The organism is Mesorhizobium escarrei (genome assembly GCF_935825525.1).
GTDB classification, from domain to species: Bacteria; Pseudomonadota; Alphaproteobacteria; order Rhizobiales; family Rhizobiaceae; genus Mesorhizobium; species Mesorhizobium escarrei.
The window spans coordinates 53939-71933 of record NZ_CAKXZT010000134.1 but is presented as its reverse complement, the minus strand read 5'-3'; the positions used below and the strand labels follow the sequence as shown (position 1 = coordinate 71933).

The following is a 17995-nucleotide window of genomic DNA, read 5'->3' as shown; positions in this document are numbered from 1 at the left end:
TGTGCGGCGCAGACAGGTTTGATGTCGCGCTCGACGCCTACATCGGTCGGTCCAGGGTCCGTCCTGTTGCGGCGGCTCGGCTAGCACGCCGCCTGTTGTGATTTCCATCCAAGGCCATCACCGACAAACCTTCGATTGCCGTTCTGCCATTCACGAACATGAGCAGCGATCCCGAGCAGGAGTACTTCGCTGACGGTCTGGCGGAAGACCTGATCACTGACTTGTCGAAAGTGCCTGGCCTGTTGTTGATCGCACGCAACTCCACATTCGCTTACAAGGGGAGGTCCGTCGATGTCCGCTCCGTCGCCAGGGACCTGAGGGTGCGATATGTGCTTGAAGCGTTCGCATGGAAAATTTGCTTCCGTCGAAGTCGCCGTCCAGGGCGGGCTTGCGGTTCCGATGGTGCTCAGCCGTTCGCTTTCTTCGCGAACCGGGCGAGTTCTCGGTTGAAGCGCTCTGGCTCTTCAAGAAACGAAGCGTGGCCGACGCCCTCATACCAAGAGGCTTCGGCTGTCTTGCAGTGTTCCCTGATCAAGTCGGCCATGGCCGGCAGCACGGCGGTGTCGGACCGCCCATGGGTGACAAGGACGGGAACCTCGATGCGTTCCAGGATCGGGGTAAAGTCGAGTTCGCGCTGTATCAGGAAGCTGCGCACCTGCGGGTGCACAACCATGTTGAAGGCCAGCGCCACTTCGAAGTCGTCCGCCGAAATCGGCTTGACGACCAACGCGCGTAGGAACTTGCGTATCGCCGCAATGTTGGTCGGCAGATCCGCCTCGCACGCAGCGGGCGCGTTCTCCAGGAAGGCCGGACCGAAATAGGGGAAGGCATCCTCACCAAAGACCACGGCCGCGCCGACGAAATTGATGCCGGCGATCTTGCTCTGACCGTGCTTGCGGACATAGTCCAATGTAACGAAACCGCCGTAGGACCAGCCGACGATAATGGGCCTGTCGAGTCCAAGCTGGTCGATGATCGCGGCGACATCGTCGGCCCATTTGTCGCCATCGCTGTACTGCTCAGCTTGCAGCGGCGCGTCCGACATGCCATGGCCGCGCAAGTCGAGCGTCACGAGGCGGAATTCATCCGCGAGCGGGCTTTCGTACTGGCTTCTCCAGCACAGGTGATTTTGCGACCAGCCGTGAATGAACAGGATCGGTGGAGCGTCGTCTTTGCCCCATTCGCGAACATGCAATCGCGATCCTGCACCGCCAGTCACATTGTGCACCTGCATGGTCATGCCTCCTGCTACGTGTGGTTACTGTTTTAGAAATCCGCTGCGGCCACCGTATCGCGGCCGCTGCAGAGACATGATCGGCCGGCTGCGTAAGAAGTACTGTAAGAAAAGCCGTCTAAAATGCGCGGACAACGTGGAAACGCTGCACGGTTCAAGCGATGGTGGTCAAAGCCGTGCGCACCTGCCAGCGCTATCGCTGGACCGTTTCAGCCACAAAGCGCCCCACCTCGCGAATGAATGTCTCAAAGGCGGGTTCGTTGCCCAGAAGTATGTGGTTGGCGCTATCGAGATCAACGAACCGAGCACCCGGAATGCCTGTTGCGAACTCGCGGCCAGACCCGAACGGAACAGCGGCATCACGCCGGGCATGGAGGACAAGGGTGGGCACCGCCACTTGGGAAAGCAGATCGGAGACATCCATTTCGCCGAAGGCCTCATGCAGGCGGCACGCATTGTCGGGCGAGACAGTAATACGTTGAAGCTCATCGAACCAGCCCATCTGCTCCTGGCTCGCGCCCGGTATGAACATCGTCGTGAAGAGATGCCGAAACACCGGGTTGCTATTGCCCCATCCTTCCCGGATCAGGGTCGTCATGGCTTCGTGCGTGGCGACGTCATGAGGACTACGCTTTCGCCAGCCCTGCACGAAACCGCCATAGAGAATGAGACCCGAGAGCCGCTCCGGATGGCGTACAGCATAGGCCACCGAGACGGCACAGCTTTGCGAGACGCCCAGGAGTGTGAACCGCTCAAGCCCGGCCGCATCAACGACGCTCTCCAGGTCGGTGACCATTGCTGCGAACGAGAAATCCGCAACGTCCCAATCTGACAGGCCATTGCCGCGTTCATCATAGCGGATGAGCATCATTTCTTCGGAAAGTGCATCGATCCAGTGTCGCCAGACCGGACTCTCCCAATCGTACTGCAGATGCGACATCCAATGGGCGGCGCGCACGATCGCCGGCCCTCGGCCGCACAACGCATAGGCCACGCGCACCCGGTCAGAAGCTCGGCAAAAACGGATCGCCTGTGATCGCGCCTGCGGGGTTCCGACAGTCGGACCGGCTTTCGGCTCCGCGCTTGCGTCTGCTAGCTCGGATCCCGGCTGCCCGGCACGATTTGCCGTCGCTGACGCGTTCCCGCGAGCCACATCCCGGCTGCTTCCGGAAACCGACGCATCGGGTGCCTCCGATCTTAAATCGATGCTGGCTGCGTCCCCTCTCAGGCTCTCGATAGCGTGGGCGTAAAAGCGTGCGCGCTCAGGGTATTCCCAGAGTCTGCTAACCAATCGGCGCAGGATCTCGATCCGCGAGCGAAGCACCAAATCCCGATGGTACAGCCGCCATGCCTCGAATGTCGGGCACCGCGGCAGCCGAAGGCCTTCAAGAAATTCGCCGCGAAATGCTGCCGCGAGCGACTCCAGTACCTCCACATCCAGGGTGTCCAGATCACCGGGGCGAAGGGACGCAACGTTCGTGAAATCCAGGTCGATCGCTTGGGGGATGAGGAGAACAGAATGGTGGTCAGCAGTCAGCCGATCCACATCGTGCGTGTTTGTGATCTGTCTGATTTTATAGAGGCTCCATCGTAGGGAGGCCCGCGGGTCGTCTGGAACCTCCCAGAACAACTTGCAAAGATGCTCGCGCCGTTGGGGCCTTCCGACGACGGCCAAATAGCCGAGAAGGGCGCGCGTCTTCTTCGATTGGGGCAACGGCAGAAGCTGCCCGTCCCGCCTGACGTTGAGTTCCCCCAGAACCTCGATCTGTAACTGGCCGACCATAACGCTCCGGATCAGTAGTCGCGTTCATCGGCAGCCTAGCAGTAAAGTGACCGCGATCAAATCGGCCTGCTGCGGAGGCTTCCGGGCCGGGTTAGCGGCTGTGCCAGACCCTGTCCCAGAGAACCCCGGTATGACGAGCCCGAGGCCTGCAAGGCGTCGTTCCAGAATCGTCGAACTTCACACGCATGAAACGGGACTCGTAAGACCGCGATTTCAATCCGCTGGACTTATATTAGGTTTCACGCATGAACGATTAGGAGTAATGTCTTCTTCGGCGCGTTCTAGATCCTAGGGCAGCGACCAACTTCAAAGAGTAGGAGCTGACAGTTGCGACGCGCCAGCAAACCTGACGCTCGGGAAGGAGGAAGCAATGCGCATTCATTCAAGCCGTGTGTTTTTGGCAGCTATTGCCGTTGCTTGGGCATCCGCCACGCCTGCGGCCGATATGAGCGATGAGCAGCTGATTGAGAATGCGATTTCGGCAGCACCGGAGGCTGTCGGCAAAAACGCTGCCGTCGTGAATTGGGAGATGAAGACGTTGAGGAAGGGCACCAACGGTTTCACTTGCATCCCGGACGACCCAGGCACTCCCACCGACGACCCAATGTGCACGGATGAGAACGGGATGGCGTGGATGCACGCGATCATGTCCAAGAAGGAGCCGCCAGCAGGAAAGGTTGCCTTCGCCTATATGCTAAAGGGAGGCGATGCGGCCAGCAATACCGACCCCTTTGCAACCAAGCCGCCGGAAGGGGCCGAATGGGTGCATGACGGTCCCCACGTGATGGTCATGAACGCACCGGACATGATGGCCTTGTATCCCCACGAGCCGAATCCGACACAGCCATATGTCATGTTCCCCGACACGCCCTACGCGCACCTGATGATTCCGGTGAAGTAGTCCAAGTAAGACCTGCCGCTAGCGCAGCGGCAGATCACCATCGTGGACGGGAGGTTTTGATTGTTCAAGCTCGCGGCCATGACGTCAGCAGCCGTGCTTATTGCGGGTGCTGCGCTGGCGCACATAGAGGCGACGGGTATCATCGCCAATGACAGCGATGAAGAACATGGGCCGTGAGCTGAAGGCCATCGGAGAAATGCTCGTGGGAAAGGCGCCGTTCGATACGGCGGCCGTAGTTCAGCACGCCGATGCGCTCCACGAAAATTGCCACCGAACCACAACCCTATTCCCGCCCGGCAGCATCGATCACCACAGCAAGGCCTTGCCGGCAATTTGGGAAAAGCCCGAGGCATTCCAAGAGGCAATGCAGAAGCTGCACAACGCCACCGAGACTTTTGCTGCGACAGCGCCCCTTGGTGATAGAGCCGCGCTCGCGGCTTCTTTCGAACAGACCAGGAAGATCTGCAACGGCTGCCACGAGACGTTTCGGTCGCCCGACAATTGACTCAGAGTTGCAGCGCAAAGCGCATTTACGCGAAACCCGCGCCTCTGGCGGACAACGCGGGCAATCGGCCAATCTCGGTCGGAGAGGGACCAAAGTGGAGAGGTTTTTAGCAGGCCCGATGGCCGCGATGCTGGTAGCGTCGGCAGGACAATATTGGCCCGAAGACAGCCTACCCTACAAGCCGATCACCGAAGAAGCTCTGAGAACGGCCAGTGCCCGGCTGTATTCCGACATTCTGAGGCAACAATGCATGCAAGGACGGCGGTATTCGCAAAGCCAAATTGAGAACGGCTTCAAAAGGCACTTCGAGGAAACGAGACTGACGATTGTCGAGGAAGGCTATACCATCGTTCCGAATACGACAGAGGACAACTCGCTGTGGACTCTTTCTGAGTTGGGATTTGACGTCCAAAGGCGGTTTGATCTCCCATCCCAATTCGGCTGTTTTCGCGCATACTGGCTTGATGGCACTCCGAACTGGTAAATTTGACAGGCACGCCTGAACAACCAGAAACTCGGACTCCGACAGCGGCACGATTTAGCTGGCCAAGAAAAGGATCGTGGCCGAGCGACTTCACTTTGCCGTCGTCGAATTTCTCCAAGCCGGCGAGGGAGATGACGCGCCAACATTTGCGGTCGAACGTTCGCAGTGATGAGGCGCGTTAGCGCTCAACCTTACGCACTGTGGCGCGGCGTAGGATCTCGTCCCGGATTTGGGGCGGGAAGATGCCTAGATCCTCTTCCGTGATCTCGTTGGCGATCAGGAGCTTGACGTTCTCCTCGATCTCTTCCAGCTCTCGGTCGTAGAACGGGCTGGTGTTGCGCGGATCGGACCAGAGTGGGCGAGGAGCGTCGTCGTACTTGAATGCTGTCTCGATGATCACCTTATAGTGGTTCGGCTGATGCAGCGGGGGTTGCTGAAAGGGCAGCAGGCCCGCACTTGGATGCGTTCGTCCTCGACATTGAGGAGGACACGGGCCGGGTTGCCGATTGGCGCACGCATGTAGGGCCGGTTACGGCGCATTGTTCCGTCCCAAACCAGACATTGGCCGTCGTGGTGGGATAGCCGGAGGATCGCGCGGGTCTTGTTTCTGTCTTGGCATCGTTTTGTTATACGAAGGGTCACCCCAACTCGTTCCTATATTTAAGTATTGCACTATAGGTACAAACTTTCGTAATCAGAGTTGAAATGGAAAAATTATTGTATAACCTACCCTTTCTCCCCCTATAGGGACTTAGAGAAAGAAAAGAGAGTTCTTAATACAGGCCGAAAAGCCTTGCCCGCGTCCTTCCCCTCCCTGGGGCGCGGGCAACTTCAGATGGACTCTCTCCCTGATTGGAGTAGTCACGTCATGCCGTCGACCTCGATATACAAAACGGAATACGATTCGGAGCGCAAAGTCCTCTCGGTGTGATTCATGGCCAGCGGTAAATGCTACCAGTTTGAGGACGCGCCGCCGGAGACCTTCGCCGAATTTCGAGCGCCTTCGCCAAGGGCCGCTTCTTCAATGACCACATCCGCAATCACTTCCGCTACCGTCTGGTTGGCCCCGCGGTCGACTGAGCAGCATCAGCGGGCGATCTCTTTTTCGGCAGGGATGCGGCTCTTTCGTCGCGGCCCTCCGGCCAGCGCTTTGCGAGGGCAAGGTCGGACATCGGAACGAAAGGCGGATTCGCGAATTCTATTGCCAGATAATCGGAATCGTCGCCCATGAGGCTCGCGACCCTCCACCTTGAAACTGCGAGATACGGCGACGTATATCGCGCCGCAAGGCTCGCGCGGCTGAGGCAACAAATGATCCGGCACATCAAGCGCACTGACGCCTCGGCTCAAAAAGTCGAGCAAGCGCTGGCTAGTTTGGCCGAAGCTAACGCACCCATCGACCGGCTCGCGCGGCTTCAGTAGGCCGCGCTCATGCGCACCTCCGCATCGGCACGATGTGCGGCGGGTTGTTGTCCGGTTGCTGCATTGCGGCGTTCTCTCCACATCCGTTTCGCGATGCCTGTCCTTACCCCCCGTGGGGCGCGGGCTTCATTCGTCCATGGTGGCTAAGACCAGAACGGCCCGAAGACGAACACGGCCATCAGCGCAACAAAAAGCAAAGCGGCGATCACGGCGCCCCACATGAGGACCCTTCCGGTTCCGCGTTTCTCTTCCTCGCGAGATAAGTCTTTCAACATCGCGCGAATCCTTTTGTTAAGTTCGACGACAGAAACGTGTTCTTGCCGAGGCTGGTTCCCTAATGCGATCCCTCCTACCAACCCGCGGCAAAGGTCCGGCTCGCCGTCACAACCTTGCAGGATTTCGATGGCCTCTCGCTCGCTCTCATAGGGGCCGACGGCGTAGCGATCGAAAAATATTCGCCAATCCAGGCCGCAATGGGACCAGATGAGGCAAGTCATGTCGAATGATGTTGTGGCCGAGCAGATGCTCGGCCGCGGCTGCCTCTGCTCCCAGACGGTCAAGGGCCGCATCGATCGCGTTTCTTTGCGAGGATTGGGGGACGAGCGTCATCGCGCACCGCCGCAAAAGCGAAGATGGTGGCGGTTGCAGGATCCAGTGCCAGCCCAAGCGCGCCATAGTTTCCGACAGTAGCAGCTTTTGGGCAACGACAGCAGAGCGACTACTGACCGACTTGAGGCGCATTGCCGCCGGCGACCAGGCGCGTCAGCTGAGGCTCGATCCATTTCGGCGGATGCGTTTTATTCGGCTTTGTGGGATTCACCGTCTTCCGCGCCAATTGAGATAAAGCGTCGTCATGCGGGCCAGACTACCACATGATGACGGTATATCCGCTGCAGCTTCTATCGGAAATCGCCGGTCTTCACCTTGATGCTGTCGATATGCTCGTAGGGATCTTATCCCGAGCCGGCGACTATGCCGATTAAGCTGCCTAAGCCACGGGACTTTCGATAAGAACGGCCTCGCTCGCCCAGCATAGTATTCTGCCCTCCTTGCAACAACGCAAAGGAGGGCCAAAATGACCAGCACCATTAATGTCTAAAGCCGCCAGCTATTGCAACGATTTGGTGGGTGGATCTTTCGAGACAATGTCGATGCTTACACTCAGGTAACGCTTTCGCACCTGCGATATGAAATTTGTGCATTGCAATATCTGCGGCGATCGATATGATCCTGTTGTCGGCCATCTACTCCTCCCAGATGCGATGCCGTCGCTGAATGCGGTGCACCTCCTTCCCGCGCTGCATTTCAAATCGAGCCCACTGCCACCTCCTCCCGGCAGTGGGCTTTTTCCTTGTATGAGCGGCAATTTGGCCCTGGGCCAACGTATTGGCTTCTAGGCGAGGCGAATGCTCCGGACTTCCAGGCCTTTCTTGCCCTGCCCGCATTCGACAAACACCTTCTGTCCTTCCATCAGCACGCTGAGCCCTGAGCGGGTTAGCGCGGTGACATGGACGAAGACGTCCTTCTCACCGTTATCAGGTGCAATGAAGCCGAAGCCTTTTTCGGGATTGTACCATTTGACCGTGCCCTGGCTCTTCAGCTGCGCACCCGTATCAGCGGTGGACTTTCCAGCGCGGCGCGTATCTGCCGGCGTTTTCGCGATCTGATCGCTGATCTCCAGCACTTGCACGACCTGATGACCTCTTGGACTTTCTTCAACCGCGACCCTGAGACGTGTCCCCTCGGAAACAGCGCGGTTTCCGGCAGCCTCTAACACTCGGATGTGCAGATTAGCCTCCGTGCCGTCCGACAGTTTGACGAAGCCAAAACCCTTGCTGGCATTGAACCACAATATCTCGGCGTCGGCAGGGTCTGCGGTCCCAATCGCGGGCCGCTGAAAGTAGCTTGGTTCGGAAGCCCGTTCCGAAAAGGAAACCGAGTCATCGTCATACCGACGCCTACGTGGCTCGCGTTGGTCTCTATACTTGCCCATGATCGTCTCGACTGACATGGCGCGTGCACTGCGCTAGCTGTTCAGGATAATCTCTATCGGGCGACGCGTTTGTGTCAAATAGCCTGCGGCTGAAAAAAGATGCCAACAATGCCTATATTGGCGATGAACCCAAATTCAGGAGGTCAGAGACCATGACGACCGAACGCGCTGTTCTTGCAGGCGGCTGCTTCTGGGGTATGCAGGATCTGATCCGCCGCTACCCCGGTGTGATTTCCACCCGCGTCGGCTACACCGGCGGTGAGGTGCCTAACGCTACTTATCGCAATCATGGCAGCCACGCCGAGGCGATCGAGATCGTGTTCGATCCAGACACGATCAGCTATCGCGATCTGCTGGAATTCTTCTTCCAGATCCATGATCCAACGACGCGCAACCGCCAGGGCAACGATGTCGGCGCGAGCTACCGCTCGGCGATCTTCTATACAGACGACAAGCAAAAGCGCGTTGCGGAAGACACCATCGCCGATGTCGAAGCATCCGGGCTTTGGCCCGGTAAGGTCGTGACCGAGGTGGTGCCGGTCAGCGATTTCTGGGAGGCCGAGCCGGAGCACCAGGATTATCTCGAGCGCTATCCCGACGGCTACACCTGTCATTTCCCGCGACCGAACTGGAAGCTTCCGAAGCGAGGGGAAATTCGCCGCGCGGGGTAGCCCGCCGCACTTTACAACTCCTTCTCGGCCAGCGGAGGCGCGGCGTCCCCCGATTTCCTTCTGAAGCGGTCCGTCGGCCACATCGGAAGGAAGAGCGATACGACCCTTGGCATCGCAAGCCTCCACTGTAAAATCTGCACTCTCTCCGGCCCGGCATCGGATCAGCTCAACGTGCCAGCGCGCCCCGTCCAATCCCCTGAGCAGGCAATGGCGTCGACGGCAGGACCGATATCCGCCAGCGTGTCTCTGCGGCTGTCGGTTGCCCGAAATCGGTGGCTCCATCTGACGGCGCCAGCGGCGAATAGCGATGCCGATGGCGCCGGAGCTTTCTGCGGCGAGTTGCAGAGGCGCGCGATGCGTTCTCGAAGCTCGGAAATGGCAGCAGGGGGCGCCGATACACTCATTCGACCCTTGAAACGCGGAAAGCCTCTGGTTCTATGTTTGTTCTCTCCCTGACAGAGAGTCAACCGGACTCCGAAGGAGAGAGGAGAACGCATGGGAAGGAAGACCGCGCTGCGGCCGTCGAAAGGGCCGATGGAGACGGATAGATGACCATCATGATTCATGTCGCGGGAGCCCAGCCGGAGGACATCATCCGCGGTCTGTTTGCCGCCCAGGCGGGTGTTCGACAGGGCTGGCGTCACACCCGATCAGGGGCGACGGCGCGCTTTGTCGGGGTACGCCGCGTGAGTAAGTGGATAGGCCTCCGAGAGCTTCATCTCTATCAATGCCCCTTGTCTGCGACGACCAAGAGACGTCTACAATCACACTCCTGCCCGTGCCACAGGAGCAGCTGGCCCTATGGAGCCAGGCTGACCCCATAGCGCTCGGCGATCCGCCAGAACCAATCTTGATCGAGATCGACCTCGCGTGCCGACTCTGCGACAGCATCCGCCGATCGGTCGAACAGTGCATAGAAGAGTTCAGCATCATCATGCCGGGCATGGTAGGCGATGCCATCAGCGCTAATAGGGTGACGGGCCAGCGCGATCGACCACGCCTGCGGGACATCGTAAGGCAACCCCCCGTGTGCCACCTCGGCGGTTGCCCCCACTCGGGCAAGACCGGGTCCGGCAAGCCGGATCAACTTCAAATCTCGGCCGATGAGCAGGCGGACATACGCCTTCCGCTTGAGTAAATCTGCATCGATGAGGGTGCGCCCAGGCGTTCTCAGGAACGTCTCGGCGACGCCCCATTGGTCTCCTTAGCCGCGTAGAGAACGCCATAGGAGGCGTCGGGGGCGTTGAACCGCCCTTCGGTCGACCTGTCGAAGAAGATCGGCTCCCATTTGGCCGTGTAGAAGCGGTGAACCTCCTTCCCTGCCAGTAGCTTCACCAGCTCGGGCAGTCGCCTGTCCAGGTCTGCGGGAGGAAGTGGCCCGCTCACGCCCCCTGCTCACCGTGCCGCCTCGCGGCTTCAAGCACGAGATCAAGTTGGCGGGATCTGAGCAGCTCGATGGGCTTGCGATTGCCCAGCCTGACATCCGGCTGGGAAAGGAAGTTGAGCACCGTCCAGGAATTGCGGGTTTGCAGAGCCTCACGAACGGCCTTCAGACCGGGCACGACCGTGCCGTCCCGGTTGAACTGAAGCGTCGGATAACTGCGACGGTTGCTCGGGCCGGGAACGGCGAGCAAGGAACCGTCCTGCACGCGCTTGTCGATGGCCTGCCGGGAGACGCCGCGCATCAGGGTACGGACCTCTTCGAGGTCATATGCGCCGCCGGCGTCGCGCAGATCCTGCTGTGCAATACGGACACCTTCAAGCATCGCGCGGCTGCGCGCATCGGGCTCGAATGCAGAGTTGTCCACTAATGGCTTGCGCTCCACCCGGGTGAGACGCGGGGCTCGTTCGATGACCTCGGTCACGCGAGCCACGCGACCGCGCACCGACTTCCTGATCGCACTGACAGACTCCGGTTTTTCGGATACGATCGCCACATGTGCGCCGGCCGGCAGCTTGAACCCGGTCAGCGCCTTGATCGGGTCGCCCTTCATCGTGAACATTGTCAGCACGCCCGTGCCCCGCGGCTTCGCGGTGACGGCCGGTGCCTTGGCTTGCGCTTTGTCTGCCATGCGTTCTGTCTCCTGGTAAGAAGGATATGGTGTCGAAAGCAATTTTGTCAACTAGAGCAACCCCGACAAACAGGCATATCGCCCAATGACGGTAACGCCACGAGGTCCAGCATCTCGTCCGGAAGATGCAACATCTGACGCAGCTAGTCGGCAGAGCTTGCCCGTTTCCGCTCGCGGCAGGCGGCCGCCTTTCTTGCCACCCGCAGTTCGTCCAGCGTCGGTTGCCACCAGATCCGGCGCTCGATCGCCGCTCCGGGTCTCAACGGCCAGGTTTTGACGAGCTCGTCCAGCGTAGGCGGGCGCCAACGCCCCCAGACATAGTCGCTTGCGACCGGAACGTCGCTGTAGGAGCTGCGCAGGGTTGCTGGATTGACCGGCTCGCCGTCGCAGTCCACGAAGACCACAATTCCATACTCAGAAGTCATGACAGGCCGACCGAAAGGCGGCAGGTTCTCGGGGTCGAGCGGGTAGCGCCGCCGGCGACGTTCTGCGGCGCGGGCTCGAGCGGCCCGCTCTTTGTCGGACCCTCGGTTCTCGATGCGGCGCTTCTTGCGCTCTTCGGGCTCGTTGCGCTTCGCCGCCTCTTCGATCTGGCTCCACAGCCGGCGCAATTGCTCATAGGACCGGTACGGCACCGTCCAGACGCGACGGTCGACATCCCAGGACGCAAAGGGAACCTCGCGCATCCGCTCGATGATCGTTCGGGAGTAGGGAGTGACCACCTCCATCCGATCTTCACGAAGCCGCAAATACTTCGAGACGATCGGATCAAAGGCGTAGGCATCTCGCCCTTTTCGGTCTGCATATATGTCCGCCTGAGGCGACTCTTGCGCAAGCCACCGATCAAAGCGCTTGGCCGCGGTCTTTCCGGGGACAAACCAAGCCTTCAGGTCATCACTCCAGCGCGCCTTCGGAAAGGCCGTTCGGAACCGCTCGACGGTCATGCGGTCATACGGAAAGGACGCCGTCGCGCCCGGATGCAGGTCGCCGCTCGTGTCGTCCTTGTTGCCGTTCTTCATCACCATTGCGCCGTCACCGGCGATCGCTTCGTTGAACAACGCTTTGCTTGGGCAACGGTTCTCTCGGTCGCCAGTATCAGTCCGCGAGGGTCTGGTCCGAGGCAATTGGCGCGGCGTCAACTCATGTGCCCTGACATCGGAGAAAATCGGCACATCAGGCGAGCCGATCCAAATTGCCATTCACCAGCCACAGAAAAATCACGCCGCAATTCACCGGCGACGCCTTTTTGGTGCGTCCAAATTGATAATCAAACGCAGTTCGAATCGCATTGTGGTGGATATCGACCTGGAGATGTTCTTCGACTGGTCTGGCTGGATGACTTACACCAGCGTCGAGCGTGGCCACGAAATGCCCTGCGCTATGGCCTTACCTCGCCTTTCGCATCTCCTGCGCGACCAGTCCGCCGGCAGCCAAACCCAGAGCGAGCGCTACATACGCAGCTGCGATGGAGCGCTTAGAAAGCACTGTCTCCCAGCCCGGCGTCAGCCGCTTCGGCACAACGAGATAGTCCACGGCCGCAGCGATCGCGGCTACCGCGGAGGCATCGCGCAGCATCAGTAGCGGCGACCGCGGAGGGTTTCTGGCGAGCCAAGCCTCGAAAGGAGCGGCCCAGAATATGGCCGAAGCATGATGGGTGCCGAAGCCGACCGCCGTGTGCGCGAGGTCGGCCTTCCTAACCGCACCAGCCTTGTCGCCGTGGAGCCAGTGGCTGGTGGCGTTGGTCGGCTGCAGCGCGGACTTTCCTTCGGCTTTGGCCAGAAGGACGAGGAACGCCGCCGTCACAACACTTGCGACCGTGCCGGTCACGCCTGTCGAAAGTCCAGTCTTCAGCAAGCCGCTCACCTTAACCTCCGTAACTCTCCCTCTTTTAACCGCCGAACCGAAGCTCAGTTCCCGACGCCTCCATTAACGGCTAGGAGAGGTATCCCGACTGAAGTGGCAATCCGCCGACGGCGCGTTCTTTTGGCGTCTGTCAGGTGATTGCGACCGCCCGGGTATACGGTGGTAGAAATCATTTTCTGCGCCGCCGCCCCGGAAGAGGTTTCATTGAAATTCCGTCAAGTTTTACACTGCCATCGCACATTCATCGATTGCTGCGGGTGTTTTCGCCTCTTGCGGCTTCACCGTTTGCGGCGCCTGGAAAGCCGGCGGTGATTTAGGCGAACCTGCCGCCCCGCAGGCTCCAGAGCAGCAAGGGCCATTGATCGCCCGATATCGGCCAGCGGCGATGACGCGTCGGCTATGGCGAGCGGCAATGTCAATGCGCCCCGCGTCCAAGCCACCTGAGCCGCAAGAATCCCCTGCGCAAGGGCGGAAACTTTTTCGCTCACCGCCTTGACGGTTTCCGGCCGACCTGAAACCAGCGAACCGGTTGCCTCGGCAACCAGGATCGGCAACCGCAACCCCACAACCCAGGGCGCGAGCATCAGGTTCTGGGCAAGAGCAATCTCAGCGCGGACGCGCCTTCCTCGTTGACTGGCCAACACTCGTTACTCCTTCTGTTTGGATTTTGCGGGCCCGGATAGGGGCCGGCAATGACCATCAACAACATGCGCCTGTTCAGGGTTCCATAGCCTCAGTCCTTCCGTCTCGGCCCGTTCTCGTCAACGAGCTTGTCCATGCCGCCGATAATCGCAGTCGAAAGCAGATGGTCGTCCCCGCTCGTCTCAAGGGCATACGATCCCGTTCTCGACATAATGACATGACAAGCTTCAGCACATTGATTGCTACGGCAGGCCTCGCCATCGCGGCTTTTTCCAAAAATAAAAAAGCCCGCCGCACCTTTCGGCACGGCGGGCTGTCCTCCCAGTCGCTTACGTCATTCGATGATCTTAATGATCTTGCGTGTGCCCGGGTCAACGACAACGGTCCGGTTGTCGACGACAACGGTGCGGTATTTGGTGTCGGGGACTTCATGGAGTTCGACCGTCTCGGGCAAGGTTGAGCCGATATTGAGCTCCACTCCAGGGAGGTTCACCGATGCGAGCGGCTGCTTTTTCACGTATTCCCTGATGACCGTCTCCTGTTCAGGCTCGATGATGACGTCCTGGGCGGCAGCGGCACCGATGCCTGCCAGCAGCAGAAATCCCGCGGCTGCAGTGGAAAGATGCATTCTCATAGCTGTCTCCTTCGTGAGGGCTGATGCGCTGAACGGGATCGCCTTAGCGCCAGGTATCTAACCTCAGGCAGCTGCATTTGTTCCCCTTGAGGGACTTTGGTCTGATGCGCGACAGGACCTAGTCTCGCCTGCTTTCGCGTAATAGCCCGGACACCGCGCCACCCGGAACCGCCGCTGCGCATAGTCGTTGATCCCTGCAAGTTCACGGGAAGGAGCCCATGGAAAATAGTGTCCACCAAGCCCGCTGGTTACTCGCTCCGGTCTTCGCAGTTTCGATCACATTCCTGGCGATTGGAATGATCGTTAGCTAGGATCGTTATCTAGGACCGACCGTGACTTGACGATAGGACGGAGCGAAGAAATGGATCTGCGCAGCTAAGTCCCTTCCTGCCCTGATAAAGGACCATCCGCCATTCCTCGATTTGGCGGGTGGTCCGCAATCCGGCTGACCAAGTCCGCCCAGACGAGGCCCGTCAGCGGTTCAAATTCTCGAAATGGCATCACCTCACAGCAGGTCTTCGGCAACCCCGTCGAATTTCCTGAGGCCTACGCTTGGCGGCTTCTGCTTGAGAAGCCCTGTTCACTTGCGGCCGCCTTGAGGGCAGCGAACGCGGCTTGTTGGGTGCAGTGTCCGGCCAGGCATTCCTCGATCATTCGAATTGCTTCAAGTCGGGACGGCTTGTCCATGAATGGCCATGGTTGCTGAAGCGCTTTCGCAGCTTCGGGTATCGACGCGACCACTATCGGCTTGTGATTTAGGTAAATTGTAATCGGAATGGACGTCGGCATCTTTGTCGCTCGCCAGGATTGGAGGCGGCTAAACGCGAAGACAAGGCAGTGGTTGCATCGTTGTGAATTGAGAGCGCCGCTGTCCGATAGGATCGAGACTGAAATGGCACGTCCGAAGAGTCTTGATCGTTTCGGTTCCCCTGAACGAAGAACCCCGCGCCTCACGGAGGGGATGGCGCGGGCTGATCGGAGCATCGCCCGACCGCCAGCAATCTTGAGAGGGAACCAAGACCATACTGCACGTCCCGAACTTCCGGCCATATGTTCCCCTTGCAGGCTCACCAGTTCGCCAATTCCGGATTTCACTTCGCTGAGAGGCGCGGCTTGAGCCGCAAGAGCTGCGGTCGCTGAATCAATAGCAACGGCTGCCTCAGCTGAATATTGCTGAAGTAGCTTGTACGCCCCGTAGCCGGCAGCCAGAACTGCCACGAGCGGGGTAAAGCGCACGGCCATGGCTGCTGCCATCCGGCCTGTCTCCGCAAGCGCCTTACCCAGACCGCTTGGCCCATAGATTGTCGCGATCTGAGAACCCTGTTGAATGGCAACCATCAGAGGGCTCATGCCAGATGCGAGCCTTGGCGATCGCCTGCTGAAATGCGATGTCTTTCGAAGCTCCAAGCGCGGCAAACGTCTCGTGCAGTCCAATCGTGTCGACGCGGAGCTTCAAAAGGCTGTCGGAATATCGGCCAATGATCCGCGCCACCAGGTTGGTAGGGATTGGTTTACCATCTCGGGTCGCAGCTGTGATCGTGCGGTCGAAACGTTTGTCGCGTCGCTTCCGATTCAGATAGGCCCGCAACTGGTCGGGCTCGCCGGAAAGCAGTTCATCGCGGGCTCGGGCAACATAGTCGCTCTGAACTGTGGTGAGCCCGATCACCCCACCTTCTCGGCGGCCAGTCACCCTGTTGACGCGGCCTACTACCTCCAATGCGGCCCTCGTTGGATTGGCGCCACGGGCAAGGTCCTTAGAAAAGGCGGCACGGATCGCAACTTGTTGATCAGCAACAATGTTGGTGACCAGTTGCGCCGAGTGCTCGCGCAACCAGGTCTCAGCCGTAAGATTGCACGTATCCCAACGAAGAACGACCTGAAGGCCCGGCTTCTGCTGATGCGCTTGGCAGTTAATTGTAAGAATGCGGCGATTTGGTTGAGCCTTGGCATTTAATTGTGAGAATCCAGGTGATCTGATTCTCAAATTAACTGCATTTGAGACGAGACTCTCGACCTGCGGGCTTGGGCTATCATGTTCTCGGCAGCGTCAGTGAATCGGACCTTGTTGTCACCCATCATGTGACCACGCAACATTCGGAGAGCATCTCCGGTCCGGCACGCTCGACGATGGCCACCCGCAGGTGAAGCGGCAGGATCGGCTTTGCAGGTGTGGGCAGATTCTCCTGTTGCTCGGCAATGACATGGTCGAGATCGGGAATGACCGCGCCGAGAACTCTGAACCGCCAAAGATCCTTTTCACGCGGCGGTGGCCACGTCATCCGGCCGACAACAATAGCTAATGCTGGGCGATCCGATATACCGCATCGCTATTCTCGGGATCGTAGAAGCTGGCACGACTGACGCCCGACTTCAGATTGTCGGGAATGACGAGTCTGGGAACGCCGTGAAAAAAACGAAACATCCGGACATGGGAGCCAATCCAGTCGGGGAGCGTTTGCGTCCAGGTGGCCTCGGCAAAGGTGTAGCTGGACGCACCCAGCACCGCCACGAAGATCTCCGCCTCGCGGATCTCACCGGTCTTGCGATCGACAATCGGGATCTTCTTGCCGGAAGAATCCACGAAGACCTTGTCGCCGGCCGCATGCTCCTGGCGCATCGTCGGTGACAGTCGCTGCTTAAATCCCCGTAGAAGTTCACAAAAGCGACTGTAGCCATATCCGTCGGGATGCGACCCTCGATACTCCTCCCACAGGATGAGCAAGGTGACGCCGGGCTTCTTGAGCTCGACCGCAAGATCGGCCCAGTTCGGTTCCGTGCGTCGCCGCGTGCCCTGTTTGACGCCATTGCGAGCGAAGAGTTTGTTCTCAAGCGCGTCATCGGTCAGCTCGCCTGGCAGGGGCCAACTCAACCCGATTGCCGCGGCACGCCGCAGATTATCCTGCACCGTACTGCGCGCTATCCCCAATACGACCGCAATCTCGCGGGAGCTGGTCCCGCTTCCGGCAAGCCGAAGCATTTGTCTTAACTGTCTCATGGTCAGCCTTCTCTTTGCCGGCATCAAAATGTCCTCGTTCATCGCGAGGTAATTGATGCCAAAGTTGCTGACCCAGGAGGTAATCTTCAGTGCCGAAAACCGGCCGGTCTTTGGTTGGAATGGTGGCCGGCTTCATACCGGAATGGTGGCCGGTGTTTGATCGGAATGGCGGCCGGCTTCACGTCGGAATCCGCACCGACAGTTACTCGTGGGACTGGGGCGGACTCCATCTTGCCCAGGCGCACCGCTTCGCGGGTGACACCACGAAAGTCGCAATCAGCGGGCTGCCCTGGCACAAGAACGACCTCGCCACTTACGCTGCCGATGGCAGGCCAGTCGTGCTGTTCCAACATTACGGCTGGGACCAATTCTCGACGGAACGATGGGATCCCGTCAGGCGGACTTTCGACGACGACGGGTCCGGCACGCCGTACTGGTGGAGCGATGCAGAGCGCCAGGCGCTGCAGTCGCTTCTCGCGCAATACAATGTCATCGGCATTTTCCACGGCCATCAGCACGAAACCGCCATGGTCTATCAGCACAGCGGATTGGATCTCTTCAAGCCGAAAGCCGCGTTCATGGGCGGCTTTGCCGTGGTGCATGTCACGGGCGACTATTTGGACGTGGTATTCGTCGAAGCGGTCGGCGGCGATGGCGAGGTGAAGTTTACTAACGCCTTCAGCAAACGCCTCGGGTAGCCCTGTCCTAACGCGCTGTTCTGCTTGCAGACTGTCGTCTTGCGAGTGCGCCGTGCCTTGGGACCGATCACGCGGGGGCCAACCCGCCCGAGATCAGC

At 59.4% G+C, this 17995-nt stretch carries 21 protein-coding genes and 3 pseudogenes; 7 read left to right on the top strand and 17 right to left on the bottom strand.

All coding sequences use genetic code 11. The annotated features are described in order from the left end of the window. Positions 1 to 122 precede the first annotated feature (122 nt). Positions 123 to 338 (top strand): annotated as a pseudogene (locus tag NMG80_RS19910) (adenylate/guanylate cyclase domain-containing protein); the annotation flags it as partial. A gap of 68 nt (positions 339 to 406) precedes the next feature. Here NMG80_RS19910 and NMG80_RS19905 read toward each other — a convergent pair. Then, a complete protein-coding gene (locus NMG80_RS19905) occupies positions 407 to 1234 on the bottom strand; it encodes an alpha/beta fold hydrolase (protein ID WP_254019668.1) in 828 nt (275 codons plus the stop codon). Positions 1235 to 1427: 193 nt separating this feature from the next. After that, complete coding sequence (locus tag NMG80_RS19900; protein ID WP_254019667.1) at positions 1428 to 3017, bottom strand: bifunctional AfsR/SARP family transcriptional regulator/alpha/beta hydrolase; 1590 nt, start codon at positions 3015 to 3017, stop codon at positions 1428 to 1430. Between the two features lie 370 nt (positions 3018 to 3387). On the opposite strand from NMG80_RS19900, the gene NMG80_RS19895 reads away from it, so the two are divergent. From NMG80_RS19895 to NMG80_RS19885, 3 genes are all read left to right on the top strand, one after another. Continuing rightward, a complete protein-coding gene (locus NMG80_RS19895) occupies positions 3388 to 3918 on the top strand; it encodes a hypothetical protein (RefSeq protein WP_254019666.1) in 531 nt (176 codons plus the stop codon). Positions 3919 to 4066: 148 nt separating this feature from the next. Next, positions 4067 to 4423 (top strand): c-type cytochrome, encoded by a 357-nt coding sequence (locus NMG80_RS19890; RefSeq protein WP_254019665.1) that lies wholly within the window; start codon positions 4067 to 4069, stop codon positions 4421 to 4423. A 7-nt stretch (positions 4424 to 4430) separates the two neighbouring features. Continuing rightward, entirely contained in the window at positions 4431 to 4907 is a 477-nt protein-coding gene (locus tag NMG80_RS19885) for a hypothetical protein (RefSeq protein ID WP_254019664.1), read from the top strand. A gap of 178 nt (positions 4908 to 5085) precedes the next feature. On the opposite strand, the gene NMG80_RS19880 is transcribed toward NMG80_RS19885, so the two are convergent. From NMG80_RS19880 to NMG80_RS37060, 3 genes are all read right to left on the bottom strand, one after another. After that, complete coding sequence (locus NMG80_RS19880) at positions 5086 to 5307, bottom strand: hypothetical protein (RefSeq protein WP_254019663.1); 222 nt, start codon at positions 5305 to 5307, stop codon at positions 5086 to 5088. Between the two features lie 1165 nt (positions 5308 to 6472). After that, positions 6473 to 6889 (bottom strand): hypothetical protein, encoded by a 417-nt coding sequence (locus NMG80_RS19875; protein WP_254019662.1) that lies wholly within the window; start codon positions 6887 to 6889, stop codon positions 6473 to 6475. Between the two features lie 833 nt (positions 6890 to 7722). Further along, the gene (locus NMG80_RS37060; RefSeq protein WP_301943374.1) at positions 7723 to 8340 is read right to left on the bottom strand and encodes a cold-shock protein; all 618 of its coding nucleotides are present in this window, start codon (positions 8338 to 8340) and stop codon (positions 7723 to 7725) included. Positions 8341 to 8474: 134 nt separating this feature from the next. Here NMG80_RS37060 and msrA point away from each other — a divergent pair, with 134 nt between their 5' ends. Next, positions 8475 to 8993 carry a peptide-methionine (S)-S-oxide reductase MsrA gene (msrA, locus tag NMG80_RS19860; protein WP_254019661.1) on the top strand — a complete coding sequence of 173 codons (519 nt, stop codon included), beginning with the start codon at positions 8475 to 8477 and terminating at the stop codon, positions 8991 to 8993. Positions 8994 to 9026: 33 nt separating this feature from the next. Here the strand turns inward: msrA and NMG80_RS19855 are convergent. The 10 genes and pseudogenes from NMG80_RS19855 to NMG80_RS19805 form a co-directional block, all read right to left on the bottom strand. Continuing rightward, positions 9027 to 9344: pseudogene (locus tag NMG80_RS19855) on the bottom strand (damage-inducible protein); the annotation flags it as partial. Positions 9345 to 9792: 448 nt separating this feature from the next. Then, a complete protein-coding gene (locus tag NMG80_RS19850; RefSeq protein ID WP_367185977.1) occupies positions 9793 to 10014 on the bottom strand; it encodes a hypothetical protein in 222 nt (73 codons plus the stop codon). Between the two features lie 149 nt (positions 10015 to 10163). Continuing rightward, on the bottom strand, positions 10164 to 10379 hold the full coding sequence (locus tag NMG80_RS19845; RefSeq protein WP_254019660.1) for a hypothetical protein: 216 nt from the start codon (positions 10377 to 10379) through the stop codon (positions 10164 to 10166). Further along, entirely contained in the window at positions 10376 to 11065 is a 690-nt protein-coding gene (locus tag NMG80_RS19840) for a hypothetical protein (protein WP_254019659.1), read from the bottom strand. The genes NMG80_RS19845 and NMG80_RS19840 overlap by 4 nt, the downstream gene beginning before the upstream one ends. 143 nt (positions 11066 to 11208) lie before the next feature. Continuing rightward, on the bottom strand, positions 11209 to 12123 hold the full coding sequence (locus tag NMG80_RS19835; RefSeq protein ID WP_254019658.1) for a hypothetical protein: 915 nt from the start codon (positions 12121 to 12123) through the stop codon (positions 11209 to 11211). Between the two features lie 115 nt (positions 12124 to 12238). Beyond that, entirely contained in the window at positions 12239 to 12430 is a 192-nt protein-coding gene (locus NMG80_RS19830; RefSeq protein ID WP_254019657.1) for a hypothetical protein, read from the bottom strand. Between the two features lie 21 nt (positions 12431 to 12451). Next, positions 12452 to 12928: a hypothetical protein gene (locus NMG80_RS19825; protein WP_254019656.1), complete on the bottom strand. Its 477-nt coding sequence runs from the start codon at positions 12926 to 12928 to the stop codon at positions 12452 to 12454. Positions 12929 to 13661: 733 nt separating this feature from the next. Beyond that, positions 13662 to 13877, bottom strand: coding sequence for a hypothetical protein (locus NMG80_RS19815; RefSeq protein ID WP_254019655.1), 216 nt, complete (start codon positions 13875 to 13877; stop codon positions 13662 to 13664). A gap of 27 nt (positions 13878 to 13904) precedes the next feature. After that, complete coding sequence (locus tag NMG80_RS19810; protein ID WP_254019654.1) at positions 13905 to 14204, bottom strand: DUF1236 domain-containing protein; 300 nt, start codon at positions 14202 to 14204, stop codon at positions 13905 to 13907. A 546-nt stretch (positions 14205 to 14750) separates the two neighbouring features. Continuing rightward, positions 14751 to 15458: a DUF982 domain-containing protein gene (locus NMG80_RS19805; RefSeq protein ID WP_254019653.1), complete on the bottom strand. Its 708-nt coding sequence runs from the start codon at positions 15456 to 15458 to the stop codon at positions 14751 to 14753. Positions 15459 to 15531: 73 nt separating this feature from the next. Between NMG80_RS19805 and NMG80_RS19800 the strand changes: the two genes are divergently transcribed. After that, positions 15532 to 16158, top strand: a complete 627-nt coding sequence (locus NMG80_RS19800) for a hypothetical protein (protein WP_254019652.1) — start codon at positions 15532 to 15534, stop codon at positions 16156 to 16158. A gap of 121 nt (positions 16159 to 16279) precedes the next feature. Here the strand turns inward: NMG80_RS19800 and NMG80_RS19795 are convergent, their stop codons facing one another. Further along, a complete protein-coding gene (locus tag NMG80_RS19795) occupies positions 16280 to 16483 on the bottom strand; it encodes a hypothetical protein (RefSeq protein ID WP_254019651.1) in 204 nt (67 codons plus the stop codon). 17 nt (positions 16484 to 16500) lie between these two features. Further along, positions 16501 to 17241, bottom strand: a complete 741-nt coding sequence (gene istA / locus NMG80_RS19790) for an IS21 family transposase (RefSeq protein ID WP_254019650.1) — start codon at positions 17239 to 17241, stop codon at positions 16501 to 16503. Positions 17242 to 17387: 146 nt separating this feature from the next. Here istA and NMG80_RS19785 point away from each other — a divergent pair. Beyond that, positions 17388 to 17897 (top strand): annotated as a pseudogene (locus NMG80_RS19785) (metallophosphoesterase); the annotation flags it as partial. Between the last annotated feature and the right edge of the window lie 98 nt (positions 17898 to 17995).